This window comes from Nocardioides sp. CF8 (assembly GCF_000389985.1).
GTDB lineage: Bacteria > Actinomycetota > Actinomycetes > Propionibacteriales > Nocardioidaceae > Nocardioides > Nocardioides allogilvus.
In genome coordinates this window covers 3,878,343-3,890,878 of record NZ_CM001852.1, presented here as the reverse complement: position 1 = coordinate 3,890,878, position 12,536 = coordinate 3,878,343, and the positions used below count along the sequence as shown (strand labels likewise).

At 71.2% G+C, this 12,536-nt stretch carries 12 protein-coding genes and 1 pseudogene; 2 read left to right on the top strand and 11 right to left on the bottom strand.

What is annotated here, in order from left to right; genetic code table 11:
* Window positions 1-269 precede the first annotated feature (269 nt).
* From CF8_RS18960 to argC, 10 genes are read right to left on the bottom strand one after another with little or no spacing between them, the layout of a single operon-like run.
* Window positions 270-878 carry a DNA-3-methyladenine glycosylase gene (locus CF8_RS18960; protein WP_036491494.1) on the bottom strand — a complete coding sequence of 203 codons (609 nt, stop codon included), beginning with the start codon at window positions 876-878 and terminating at the stop codon, window positions 270-272.
* Complete coding sequence (gene argH, locus CF8_RS18955; RefSeq protein ID WP_010834711.1) at window positions 862-2,286, bottom strand: argininosuccinate lyase; 1,425 nt, start codon at window positions 2,284-2,286, stop codon at window positions 862-864. The genes CF8_RS18960 and argH overlap by 17 nt, the downstream gene beginning before the upstream one ends.
* Window positions 2,286-3,716 carry an argininosuccinate synthase gene (argG, locus tag CF8_RS18950; protein ID WP_010834710.1) on the bottom strand — a complete coding sequence of 477 codons (1,431 nt, stop codon included), beginning with the start codon at window positions 3,714-3,716 and terminating at the stop codon, window positions 2,286-2,288. Before argG ends, argH begins: the two co-directional genes overlap by 1 nt.
* Entirely contained in the window at window positions 3,717-4,247 is a 531-nt protein-coding gene (locus tag CF8_RS18945; RefSeq protein ID WP_010834709.1) for an arginine repressor, read from the bottom strand.
* Entirely contained in the window at window positions 4,244-5,179 is a 936-nt protein-coding gene (gene argF / locus CF8_RS18940) for an ornithine carbamoyltransferase (RefSeq protein WP_010834708.1), read from the bottom strand. The genes CF8_RS18945 and argF overlap by 4 nt, the downstream gene beginning before the upstream one ends.
* Window positions 5,176-6,345 carry an acetylornithine transaminase gene (locus CF8_RS18935; protein ID WP_010834707.1) on the bottom strand — a complete coding sequence of 390 codons (1,170 nt, stop codon included), beginning with the start codon at window positions 6,343-6,345 and terminating at the stop codon, window positions 5,176-5,178. The genes argF and CF8_RS18935 overlap by 4 nt, the downstream gene beginning before the upstream one ends.
* Window positions 6,342-7,250, bottom strand: coding sequence for an acetylglutamate kinase (gene argB, locus CF8_RS18930; protein WP_010834706.1), 909 nt, complete (start codon window positions 7,248-7,250; stop codon window positions 6,342-6,344). Before argB ends, CF8_RS18935 begins: the two co-directional genes overlap by 4 nt.
* Window positions 7,251-7,263: 13 nt before the next feature.
* The gene (gene argJ / locus CF8_RS18925) at window positions 7,264-8,415 is read right to left on the bottom strand and encodes a bifunctional glutamate N-acetyltransferase/amino-acid acetyltransferase ArgJ (RefSeq protein ID WP_010834705.1); all 1,152 of its coding nucleotides are present in this window, start codon (window positions 8,413-8,415) and stop codon (window positions 7,264-7,266) included.
* Complete coding sequence (locus CF8_RS18920) at window positions 8,412-8,885, bottom strand: ACT domain-containing protein (RefSeq protein WP_010834704.1); 474 nt, start codon at window positions 8,883-8,885, stop codon at window positions 8,412-8,414. Before CF8_RS18920 ends, argJ begins: the two co-directional genes overlap by 4 nt.
* Complete coding sequence (gene argC, locus CF8_RS18915) at window positions 8,882-9,922, bottom strand: N-acetyl-gamma-glutamyl-phosphate reductase (protein ID WP_010834703.1); 1,041 nt, start codon at window positions 9,920-9,922, stop codon at window positions 8,882-8,884. Before argC ends, CF8_RS18920 begins: the two co-directional genes overlap by 4 nt.
* 45 nt (window positions 9,923-9,967) lie before the next feature.
* On the opposite strand from argC, the gene CF8_RS18910 reads away from it, so the two are divergent.
* Window positions 9,968-10,747 (top strand): maleylpyruvate isomerase N-terminal domain-containing protein, encoded by a 780-nt coding sequence (locus CF8_RS18910; RefSeq protein WP_010834702.1) that lies wholly within the window; start codon window positions 9,968-9,970, stop codon window positions 10,745-10,747.
* Window positions 10,748-10,783: 36 nt separating this feature from the next.
* Window positions 10,784-11,584 carry a maleylpyruvate isomerase family mycothiol-dependent enzyme gene (locus CF8_RS21235; RefSeq protein ID WP_010834701.1) on the top strand — a complete coding sequence of 267 codons (801 nt, stop codon included), beginning with the start codon at window positions 10,784-10,786 and terminating at the stop codon, window positions 11,582-11,584.
* A gap of 75 nt (window positions 11,585-11,659) precedes the next feature.
* Here the strand turns inward: CF8_RS21235 and CF8_RS23340 are convergent.
* Window positions 11,660-12,536 (bottom strand): annotated as a pseudogene (locus CF8_RS23340) (phenylalanine--tRNA ligase subunit beta); the annotation flags it as partial.

Sequence of the window (12,536 nt, the reverse complement as noted above, 5' to 3'; positions counted from 1 at the left end):
ATGACACACTGTTGAGTTCTCAAACATCAGAGTCACCCAAGCGCCTCCGGCTGAGCCGGACTTGTCTTGGAGACAACCTGCAAAAACTTACCCGTCTTGGTCCTGCCCGTCAAACTGGGCTGAACCGATCAGGTGTCGGACGCGGCTGTAGCCAACTTGTTTGGCCTCTCGGCCCGAAGTTCGGCGTTCGCTTGCGGCGACAGGTGAAACATTAGACCCAAGGTGGCGAGCGTGCCAACTCGGGGTGGCCAGTTCACTGTTTGCGCAGGTCAGCGGCCTGCGCGTGGTTTGCGCACGACCGCCGGCCGGTAGAGCGACACCGACCGCTCCCCCGCCAACCAGAACCGCCAGGGGACATTTGCGGCTTCTCGCAGGCCCACACGGGGTCCGCGAGAAATGTTTGCGAGATCGGGCGTGTCCCCCAGCTCGAGCCGGATCCGGCCCGTTGCGAGGTCGCTTCCGTAGTCGGCCAGGTCGATGGCCAGCGCCCGGCACAGGCGGGCCGGCCCCCGGGCGAGGTCGCGGTCGGCAGCTCCGGGGCGCCGTACACGTGCGGTCTCGATGCCCTCGACGACCTCGCCCGCGCGCAGCAGCACCCCCGACGGGGTGCCTTCGGGGCCGACGACCACGTTGGCGCAGTGGTGCATGCCGTAGGTGAAGTAGACGTACAGGTGGCCGGGCGGGCCGAACATCGCCGCGTTGCGCGGGGTCCGGCCGCGGAAGGAGTGCGAGCCCGGGTCGTCGGGGCCGGCATAGCCCTCGACCTCGGTGATCCGTACGGCGACGTCGTCGCTGCGCAGGATCGAGCCCAGCAGGGCCGGTGCCACCTCGAGCACCGGCCCCGCCAGGCGGGACGTCAGGTCAGCGGAGGCGCTCACGACGCGCGGTGACCACGGTCTTCAGCTCGGCGAGCTGCTCGCGCACCCGCTCGGGGGCCGTGCCCCCACGGCCGTTGCGGGACTCCACGGAGCCCTGAGCAGTGAGCACCAGCCGGAGGTGGGAGGTGAGGGCGGGCGAGATCGCCGCGAACTCCTCGTCGGTGAGCCCGTCGAGGTCGGTGCCCTTGGCCTCGGCCGCACGCACACAGGCGCCGGCGACCTCATGGGCGATCCGGAAGGGTGTCCCCTCCCGCACCAGCCACTCGGCGATGTCGGTGGCGAGCGAGAACCCCTGTGGGGCGAGCTCGGCCATCCGCTCGGTGTTGTAGACCAGCGTGGCCACCTGACCGGTGAAGGCGGGCAGCAGCACCTCGAGGGTGTCCAGGGAGTCGAAAACCGGCTCCTTGTCCTCCTGGAGGTCACGGTTGTAGGCGAGCGGCAGGGCCTTGAGCGTCGTGAGCAGGCCCGTCAGGTTGCCGACCAGGCGCCCCGACTTGCCGCGCGCGAGCTCGGCGATGTCGGGGTTCTTCTTCTGCGGCATGATGCTCGACCCGGTCGACCAGGAGTCGTGCAGCGTCACGAAGTCGAACTCCCGGGTCGCCCACAAGATGATCTCCTCGGCGAGCCGGGAGACGTCGATGCCGATCTGCGCACACACGAAGGCGAACTCCGAGACGAAGTCGCGCGAGGCGGTGCCGTCGATCGAGTTGGCCGTCGAGCCGGTGAAGCCCAGCTCGCTGGCGACCAGCTCCGGGTCGAGGCCCAGGCTCTGGCCGGCGAGCGCCCCCGAGCCGTACGGCGAGTCCGACCGCACCCGGTCCTGCCAGTCCCCCAGCCGGTCGACGTCGCGGAGCAGCGCCCAGGCGTGCGCCAGCAGGTGGTGCGAGAGCAGCACCGGCTGGGCGTGCTGGAGGTGCGTGCGCCCCGGCATGATCGCGCCGAGGTGGGTCTCGGCCTGGGCGGCCAGCGCCTCGACGAGCCCGAGGACGAGGTCGGCCACCACCCGGCCGTGGTCGAGCAGGTAGCACCGGAACAGGGTGGCGATCTGGTCGTTGCGCGAGCGCCCGGCGCGCAGCTTGCCGCCCACCTCGGGCCCGACCTCCTCGATCAGTAGCCGCTCGAGGGCGCCATGGACGTCCTCGTCGGAGGGCGACGGCTGCAGCCGGCCGGAGGTGAACGCCTCGGTGAGGACGTCGAGCCCGCGGTGCAGCTCGTTCTCCTCGTCGGCCGTCAGCAGCCCGGCCGCACCGAGCGCCTTGGCGTGGGCGTGCGAGCCGGCGATGTCGTAGAGCGCGAGCCGCCAGTCGAAGTGCGTCGACCTCGAGAGCGCCTCCAGCTCGGGCGACGGACCGCCCTCGAAGCGACCGCCCCAGAGCTTGCCCTCGTTGGTCGTGCTGAGCTCCCCCATCAGTCGGTCCCGAGCTCCATGGCGGCGCTGTCGAGGGCCTCGTCGTCGAGCTCGTCGCTGCCGTCTGCACGGGCGATGCGGTCGGCTCCCCCGGGCTCGATCTCGCCGAATAGGTTGCCGTTCTCGACGAGCACGTGGCCCTGGTCCTGCGGCTGGCTGGCGTAGAGCTCGAGTTTGGCGCGCGAGTCGGCGATGTCGAGGTTGCGCATCGTCAGCTGCCCGATGCGGTCGGTCGGACCGAAGACTGCGTTGTCGGTGCGTTCCATCGACAGCTTGTCGGGGTGGTACGAGAACGCCGGACCGTCGGTGGCGAGCACCGTGTAGTCCTCGCCGCGACGCAGCCGGATCGTCACCACGCCCGTGACGAGGGAGGCCACCCAGCGCTGGATCGCCTCGCGCATCATCAGCGCCTGCGGGTCGAGCCAGCGGCCCTCGTAGAGCAGGCGACCCAGGCGGCGGCCCTCGTAGTGGTAGTTGGCGATCGTGTCCTCGTTGTGCACGGCGTTGAGCAACCGCTCGTAGGCGATCCAGAGCAGGGCCATGCCCGGCGCCTCGTAGATGCCACGTGACTTGGCCTCGATGATCCGGTTCTCGATCTGGTCGGACATGCCGAGCCCGTGGCGGCCACCGATCTCGTTCGCCTTCAGGACCAGCTGCACGGCATCGGCGTACGACTGACCGTTGATCTCGACTGGGCGGCCCTGGTCGAAGCGGATCGTCACGTCCTCGGTCTCGATCGCAACGGAGGGGTCCCAGAACTTCACGCCCATGATCGGCTCGACGGTCTCCAGGGAGACGTCGAGGTGCTCGAGGGTCTTGGCCTCGTGGGTGGCGCCCCAGATGTTGGCGTCGGTGGAGTAGGCCTTCTCCTTGCTGTCGCGGTAGGGCAGGTCGCGCTCGGTGAGCCACTGGCTCATCTCGGTGCGACCGCCCAGCTCGTGCACGAAGTCGGCGTCGAGCCACGGCTTGTAGATGCGCAGCTCGGGGTTGGCCAGGAGCCCGTAGCGGTAGAAGCGCTCGATGTCGTTGCCCTTGAAGGTCGAGCCGTCGCCCCAGATGTCGACGCCGTCGTCGTGCATCGCACGCACCAGCATCATGCCGGTGACGGCCCGTCCGAGCGGGGTGGTGTTGAAGTAGGCGCGGCCACCCGAGCGGATGTGGAAGGCGCCGCACGCGAGGGCGGCCAGCCCCTCCTCGACGAGCGAGGCGCGGCAGTCGACGGCGCGAGCGATCTCGGCGCCGTACTGCTTGGCACGGCCGGGCACACCGGAGATGTCGGGCTCGTCGGCCTGGCCGATGTCGGCGGTGTAGGTGCACGGGACGGCACCCTTCTCGCGCATCCAGGCGACGGCCACGGAGGTGTCGAGGCCGCCCGAGAAGGCGATGCCGACGCGCTCGCCGACGGGAAGGGAGGTGAGGACCTTGCTCACTTAGTGGTCATCCTTTGCAGTGTGGTGATTGGCGAATTCGAGGAACCGGCGCGCGAGGGCTTCGCCGCCGGATGGATCGCGACCGATGACCAGGACAGTGTCGTCCCCCGCGATCGTGCCGAGCACGTCGCCGAGGTCGGCCTTGTCGAAGGCACTGGCCAGGAACTGGGCCGCGCCGGGCGGCGTGCGCAGCACGACGAGGTTGGCGCTCGCGTCGGCGCTGACGAGCAGCTCCGCGCACAGGCGCGCGAGCCGCTCGCGGGCACCGGACGACTCGCGGCCGCCGGTCGGGCTGCGGTCGCCGCCCTCGGCGGGTACGGCGTAGACGAGCGCCCCCTCGGGACTGCGCACCTTGACCGCGTCGAGCTCGACCAGGTCACGACTGAGCGTGGCCTGGGTGACGTGCACGTCGTGCTGGGCGAGCAGCTCGGCCAGCTCGGTCTGGGAGCGCACGGCGTGGTTGGTGACCAGGTCGATGATTCGCTGGTGACGCGCGTTCTTGGTCATGGGGCTGACGGCGGAGGAGCTCATCGGTCGTCCTCCCCCTGCGCGAGCAGCCACGCGAGCACTGCCTTCTGCGCGTGCCGGCGGTTCTCGGCCTCATCCCACACGGCGCTCTGCGGGCCGTCGATCACCTCGGCGCTGATCTCCTTGCCGCGGTAGGCCGGCAGGCAGTGCAGCACCATGGCGTCGGGCTCGGCCTTCGCCAGCAGCTCGCTCGTGACGGCGTACGGCGCGAAGAGCCGCGCACGATCGGCGGCCTCCTCCTCGCGACCCATCGACACCCAGGTGTCGGTGACGACGACCTGCGCGCCGGCCACGGCAGCCACGGGGTCGTGGCTGATCTCGACGCTGCCACCTGTGTCGGCGGCGATCTTGCGGGCCCGCTCGACGACGTCGGCGGCCGGCTCGAAGCCGGCGGGCGAGGCGACGGTGACGTGAAGGCCGGCCGTGGCACCGGCGAGCACCCAGGAGTTGCCCATGTTGCAGGCGCCGTCGCCGACGAAGGCGACGCGGGTGCCGGCCAGGGTGCCGAGGCGCTCCTGCACGGTCATCAGGTCGGCGAGCAGCTGGCAGGGGTGGAAGTCGTCGGTCAGCGCGTTGACGACCGGGACCCGGCCGTAGGTGGCCATCGTCGCGAGGTCGGACTGGTGGGCGGTGCGCCAGACGATGGCGGACGCCTGGCGACCGAGCACGCGCGCGACGTCCTCGACCGACTCCCGCGAGCCCATCGCCGCGAGCCCGCCGTCGACCGTCATCGGGTTGCCGCCGAGCTCGGCGATGCCGGCCGTGAACGAGACCTGGGTGCGCAGCGTCGGACGGTCGAACACGAGCGCGACCGTCTTCGGGCCGGCCAACGGCTTGGGCCCGTAGGGGTCCTTCTTCATCTCGGCGGCGAGGGCGAGCACCTCGGCCTGCTCGGCCGGGGTCAGGTCGTCGTCGGCCAGGAGGTGGCGGGTCACGCGGACACCTCGCTCGCGTCGAGGATCGCCGCCCAGGCGTCGATCAGGCTGTGAGCGTCGTCGTCGGTCAGCACCAACGGCGGCACCAGTCGGATCGACGACGGCGTCGTCGCGTTGAGGATGAAACCGGCGGTCTGCGCGGACGCGACGACCGATGGCGCGTCCACGGTCAGCTCGAGGCCGATCATCAGGCCCTCACCGCGGATCTCGGAGACGCGTGGTTCCACGAGGCCGTCGCGCAGGGTCTTGCCGAGCGCGTTGACGTGGTCGAGGAGGCCGTCCTTCTCGATCGTGTCGAGGACGGCGAGCGCGGCCGCGCACGCGACCGGGTTTCCGCCGAACGTGGTGCCGTGGTTGCCGGGCTCGAGCAGCGCACCGGCACGGCCGAGGCCGATGGTCGCGCCGATCGGGATGCCGCCGCCGAGGCCCTTGGCCAGGGTGACGATGTCGGGGGTCACGCCCTGCGCGTCCGGCAGCTGGTGGGCGAACCACGCGCCGGTGCGGCCGACGCCGGTCTGGATCTCGTCGAGCCACAGCAGCGCGCCGTGCTCGTCGCAGGCCTGCCGGGCGGCTGCGAGGTAGCCGGCCGGCGGCACGCGCACGCCCGCCTCGCCCTGGATGGGTTCGAGCACAACGGCGGCCGTCTCGTCGGTCACGGCCGCTGCGAGGGCCGCTGCGTCGCCGTACGGGACGAAGGTGACGTCGCCGGGCAACGGCTCGAAGGGCTCGCGGTAGGCGGCCTTGGAGGTGAGCGCGAGCGCGCCCATCGTGCGCCCGTGGAACGCCCCCTCGGTGGCGACGATGTGGGTGCGGCCGGTGCGGCGGGTCAGCTTGAACGCCGCTTCGTTGGCCTCGGTGCCGGAGTTGGAGAAGAAGACGTGTCCCTGGGCGCCGAGCAGCGAGAGCAGGCGCTCCGCGAGGGCGAGCTGCGGCTCGGAGGCGAAGAAGTTGGACACGTGGCCCAGCGTCCCGAGCTGCGTGGTGACGGCCTCGACGACGGCGGGGTGGGCGTGGCCGAGGGAGTTGACGGCGATGCCGCCGAGGAAGTCGACGTACTCCCGACCGTCGGCGTCCCAGACGTGCGCGCCCTCGCCTCGGGTGAGCAGCAGCTTGGGCGTGCCGAAGGTGTTCATCAGCGCGGAGCGGTAGCGCTCCTGCCACGTCATGACGGGTCTCCTTGGGCTGACAGGGCCTTGCGCAGCTTGGTCGCGACACCGGGCAGCACCTGGGTGCCGACGCCCTCGTCGGTGAAGATCTCGAGGAGTACGGCGTGGGGCTCGCGCCCGTCGATGACGGTGGCGCGCGGCACGCCGTTGGTGACGGCCTGGTGGCAAGCGGTCATCTTCGGCACCATGCCGGCGTCGAGGGAGGGCAGCATCTCCCCCAGCGCCTCGGGGCTGATCTCCTGGATGACGTCGTCGGAGTTGCCGTAGTCGAGGTAGAGCCCCTCCACGTCGGTGAGGACGAGGAGCTTCTCGGCACCCAGCGCGATGGCGAGGGCCGCCGCGGCGGTGTCGGCGTTGACGTTGTGGACCAGGCCGTCGATGTCGGGAGCGACGCTGGAGATCACCGGGATCCGGCCGGCCGCGACGAGGTCCTCGACGGCCTCGGGACGAACGTGGGCGACCTCGCCCACGAGCCCGAGGTCGACCTCCTCGCCGTCGACGATGGTGTTGGTCGCGGTGGCTGTGAACAGACCGGCGTCCTCGCCGGACAGGCCGACGGCGAGGGGGCCGTGCTGGTTGATCAGGCCGACGAGCTCGCGCTGCACCTGCCCGACCAGCACCATGCGGACGACGTCCATCGCCTCGGGCGTGGTGACCCGCAGGCCGCCGCGGAACTCCGAGGTGATGTCGAGGCGCTTGAGCATGGCGGAGATCTGGGGGCCGCCGCCGTGCACGACGACGGGCTTGAAGCCGGCGAAGCGCAGGAACGCGATGTCCTCGGCGAACGCCTTCTTCAGCACGTCGTTGGTCATGGCGTTGCCGCCGTACTTCACCACGATCGTCTTGCCGTGGTACTGCTTCAGCCACGGCAGCGCCGCGGCCAGGGTCTTGGCGTCGGTCTTCATGAGCACTTCCCCGTCATGAGCTGTAGGCGCTGTTCTCGTGGACGTAGGCATGGGTCAGGTCGTTGGTCCACACCGTCGCCCGGGCGTCGCCGGCCTTCAGGTCGATCGTGACGGTGACCTCGCGCCCGGTCAGGTCGACGCCTGCGGGGTCCTCGGCCGGCGTCGAGTTCCGGCAGACCCAGACGCCGTTCATCGCGACGTCGAGGTCGGCCGGGTCGAAGGCAGCCTGAGTGGTGCCGATGCTGGCGAGCACCCGGCCCCAGTTGGCGTCGTTGCCGAAGACGGCGGCCTTGAACAGGTTGCTGCGGGCGACGCTGCGACCCACCTCGACGGCGTCGTCCTCGGACGCGGCGTTGAGGGTGGTGATCGCGATCTCGTGGTCGGCGCCCTCGGCGTCCTTGAGCAGCTGCATCGCGAGGTCCGTGCAGACCTGGGTCAGGGCGGCGGTGAAGTCCTCCGGCGTCGGGGTGATGCCGCTGGCGCCACTCGCGAGCACGGTCACCGTGTCGTTGGTCGACATGCAGCCGTCGGAGTCGAGGCGGTCGAAGCTGACCCGGGTCGCCGCGCGCAGGGCGGCGTCGAGGTCGGCCGCCGGCACGACGGCGTCGGTGGTGATCACCACGAGCATCGTGGCGAGCGCCGGGGCGAGCATGCCCGCGCCCTTCGCCATCCCGCCGATGGACCAGCCTGCGCCCTCGACGACGACGTTCTTGGCCACGGAGTCGGTGGTCATGATCGCCTCGGCGGCGGACGCTCCGCCGTCGGCCGACAGGGCGGCGTACGCACTCTCGACGCCGGCGAGGAGGTCGTCGCGGTCGTTGGCGAGACCGATCAGGCCGGTCGAGCAGACGACGACGTCGACGGCACCGATGCCGACGAGGTCGGCGACCTTCTCGGCGACCGCGTGGGTGGTCTGGAAGCCGTCGGCGCCGGTGTAGCAGTTGGCGCCGCCGGAGTTCAGGACCACGGCCTTGACCGTGCCGTCCTTGACGACCTCTTGGCTCCACAGGATCGGGTTGGCCTTGCAGCGGTTGGCGGTGAAGACGCTCGCGGAGTCGAAGGTGGGGCCGTGGTTGACGACGAGGGCGAGATCCTTCGCGCCGGTCGACTTGAGGCCGGCGGCGACGCCGGCGGCGGTGAATCCGGCGGGGTGGGTGATGGTCATTTCTTGGTCTTCGTCTTTCCCTGGGAACGAGGAGCCCTGGTGGGCTTGGCGGGGACGGCGGCGATCACGGTGTGACCTCGTCGTCGCCAGGCCTCGGTCGCCTTCTCCCCGTCGACGAGCCGGACCATGATCCAGTCGGTGTCGAAGGTGGACAGCGTGTAGACGGGGACCTCCGCCTCTGCGAGCGGGACGAGCAGGCCCGCCAGGATGCCGACCGCGTCGGGGTCGAGCGTTCCCTGCACCTGGAAGGCGGTCAGGGGGCCGATGTGCGGCGTCTTGGTCGGGATCGTCCGGGTCGCGCAGATGACGCTCGTCTCGGTGGCCGTGGCGGTCATCGAGAAGAGGCTCGCGCTCTCGGCCCACTTGGGCATCTCCGCGCCGGGGCCGAGCCGCACGATCGCGAGCTTCTCGGGGAACTGGAGCAGCGTCAGGGTGGGACCGCTGGTCTCGGGTGTGGTCTGCTCAGTCATGGTGCGAGTCCGATCGTGGAAAGGCCGGTGGTCTCGTCGAGGCCGAGGGCGAGGTTCATGCATTGCACAGCGGCACCGGCGGTGCCCTTGGTGAGATTGTCGATGGCGGCCACGGCGACCAGCCGACCGGCCGTCTCGTCGACAGCGACCTGGACGTGCACCGCGTTGGAGCCGACGACCGCCTTCGTCTGCGGCCACTGGCCCTCGGGCAGCAGGTGGATGAAGGGCTCGTGGTCGTACGCCGCGGCGTAGGCCGCCCGCGCCTGCTCCTGCGTCACGTCGCCGGCCAGCGGCGCGGAGACGGTCGCCAGGATGCCGCGCGACATCGGCACCAGCATCGGGGTGAAGCTGACCCGGACCTGCCCGTCGTGGACGAGCGAGAGGTTCTGCGTGATCTCGGGCGTGTGCCGGTGGACGCCGCCGACGCCGTAGGCGCTGGCGTTGCCCATCGACTCGCTGCCGAGCAGGTGGGGCTTGAGCGACTTGCCCGCTCCGCTCAGCCCGCTGGCGGCGACAACGGCCACGTCGGGCTCGACGAGACCGGCGCCGAGCGCGGGGGCGATCGCGAGCGTCGAGACGGTGGGATAGCACCCGGGCACGGCGATGCGGCGAGCGCCGGCGAGCCGGGTGCGCTGGTCGGCGAGCTCGGGCAGGCCGTAGGGCCACGACCCGGCGTGCTGGCCGCCGTAGAACTTCTCCCACTGCGCGGCGTCGGTCAGGCGGAAGTCGGCTCCGCAGTCGATGACCACGGTGTCGTCACCGAGCGCGGCGGCGATCTCGGCCGACTGGCCGTGCGGCAGGCCGAGGAAGACCACGTCGTGTCCCGACAGGGTCTCCAGCGTGGTGGGCTCGAGGACGCGGTCGGCCAGCGGCAGCAGGTGGGGCTGCAGGCTCCCCAGTCGTTGGCCGGCGTTGCTCCCGGCGCTCAGCGTGCCGATCCGAGCGTGGGGATGGCCGAGCAGCAGGCGCAGCACCTCGCCCCCGGCGTAGCCACTGGCGCCGGCGACGGCGATCGAGAAGGAATCAGGCATGTGCATGACTATACAACACCTCGTATGTTCATCCGCTACTAGGGTTCGGCCGTGCTCTCCTTCGCCCAGTATCTCGACTTGATCGCCCACGACACCATGCGCGTCGTCGGCGCCATGAGACGAACCGATCCGTCGGCGCCGGTCCCCGGCTGCCCCGACTGGCGGGCCGGGGAGCTCCTCACCCACCTGATCGAGATGAACGACATCTGGGGCTGGCTGGTCAGCCACCGTCCCCACGACTTCGGCGAGGGCTTCGAGGGCGTCTCGGTCCCGGCCGCCCACGCGGACCGCCTCGACCTCCTGGACGTCACGAACCACCAGCTGGTCGAGGCCCTGCGACAGGCCGGACCTGACGAGCCCGTCTGCTACTTCGGCGAGCAGGCGCCGGCCGTCCGGGTGGCCAGGCTGATGGCGCTCGAGACCGTCATGCACTCGCGTGACGCGGAAGAGTCCGCCGGGATGGCCGTGACGCCGATCCCCGCGGACGCCGCGGCCGACGGCATCGCCCAGCAGCTCGCCCACCTGGACGACGGCGACCAGGCGGCATGGCTGCCCAGCGGCGTGTCCTTGACCAGCACCGACACCGGGGACTCCTGGACGGTGCTCGTCGCCGAGTCCGACCTCGACGGCACGCTGCGCCTCACCGACCAGGCTCCGGTGGGAGCGCAGGTCTCGGCCCCAGCGTCGACCTTGCTGCCCTGGCTCTTCGCCCGGACCCACGACCCCTCGCTGGTCACCGAGTCCGGCGACCCGTCGCTCCTGCGGACGCTGCGACTCGCCCTCGGCCACGAGGTGGCACCGCTCGGCCGGCGGCGGTGGTGGGGGCGCTGAGGAGTGTCGCGGTGTCTCACGCCCTAGGTTGAAGTCATGACTCTCCTGAGCCCCGAGACCTACCTCGAACACATCCGCGTCGAGTCCGCCCGCTTCCGTTCGGTGCTCGCCGACTGCGACCCGGACGTGCGGGTGCCCACCTGCCCCGACTGGTCGGCGGCGGACCTGCTGTGGCACCTCACGACCGTCCAGTGGTTCTGGAGCACGGTCGTGGTGGATCGGCCCGCCGAGGTCGACGAGGCCCTCGAGCCCGAGCGGCCGGCGGCGTACGGCGATCTGCTGGCCGCCTTCGACCGCTGGAGCACCGCCCTGGCGGACGCGCTCGAGGGCGTGTCACCGAAGGACGAGGCGTGGACGTGGTCGGAGGACCACACCGTCGGCTTCATCCTGAGGAGGCAGGCCCACGAGGCGCTCATCCACCGCCTCGACGCCGAGCTCGCGGCCGGCACGACGTCCGAGCTGCCCGCCGAGCTGGCTGCCGACGGCGTGCACGAGGTGCTGTCGGAGATGTACGGCGGGTGCCCGCCCTGGGGATCGTGGGAGCCCCTCCCCCACTACGCACGCGTCGACTGCACCGACACCGGTGACGAGGTCTGGGTGCAGCTCGGGCTGTTTTCCGGCACCGCTCCCGACAGCGGGGACGAGATCGTCGACGAGGAGGACTTCCACGTCGTCGAGCCGCCCGAGGAGATCGAGCCTGACGTCGTCATCGACGGCCCGGCGGGCGCCCTCGACGCCTGGCTGTGGCACCGCGGCGACGAGAGCGAGCTGTCGGTCGTCGGTGACGCGGATGTCCGCCAGCGGTTCCTGTCGGTGGTCGAGCACCCCATCAACTGACTGCCGCCCGCATCCGTCATCCGAAGTCGCACCCATGGGTGCGGATCGGTATGACGGATCGCGGGCGGCAGTGGGTCAGCGCTGGACCGCGCCGGTCCGCTCCGCGGCGAGCGCGACGGCGGCGTCGCGGGCGGCGGATGCCTCGCCCTCCTTGAGGGTCCGGTCGGCGGCACGGAAGCGCAGGGCGTAGGCCAGCGACTTCTTGCCCTCGCCGACCTGGTCGCCGGTGAAGACGTCGAAGAGCCGGATCGACTCCAGCAGCTCGCCGGCTCCCTCACGCAGGGCCGCCTCGACCGCTGCGGACGGGACGGAGGCGTCGACGACCAGCGCCACGTCCTCCTTCGCGACCGGGTAGGACGAGAACCGCGGGCCCGACACGACGGTGGTCGCGTGCTCCAGCAGGGCGTCGAGGTCGATCTCCGCCACGGCCGAGCGGGCCGGGACGCCGTACGCCTTGCACACCTTCGGGTGCAGCTCGCCCGCGTGCCCGATGACGCGCTCGCCGATCCGCAGCTCCGCGCACCGGCCGGGGTGCCAGGGCTCGCGGGTGGTGGAGGCGACCTCGAGCTCGACGCCGAGCTCCGTGGCCAGGGTGCGGATGGTGCCGATGGCGTCGGACCAGGACGCGCTGCGGCCCTCGCCCCACCAGCCCGCCTCCTCGGCGTGGCCGGTCAGCGCGATCGCCAGGTGCATCGGCTGCCGGGGCACGGCCTTCTCGATGCTGGCCCACTCCTCGTCCGTCGGACGCCGGTCGACACCGAGGATCGGGGCCCGCTCGTCGCCGGTCGGTGCGAACACCAGGCTGGTCTCGAACAGCGCCACGTCGGTGTTGCCCCGCCCGACGTTGCGGGCCAGGGCCTTGAGCAGCCCCGGCAGCAGCGTCGTGGCGAGCAGCGGCTCCTCGTTGTTGAGCGGGTTGACGACGCGCAGTGCGGTACGGCGGGGGGCGGCC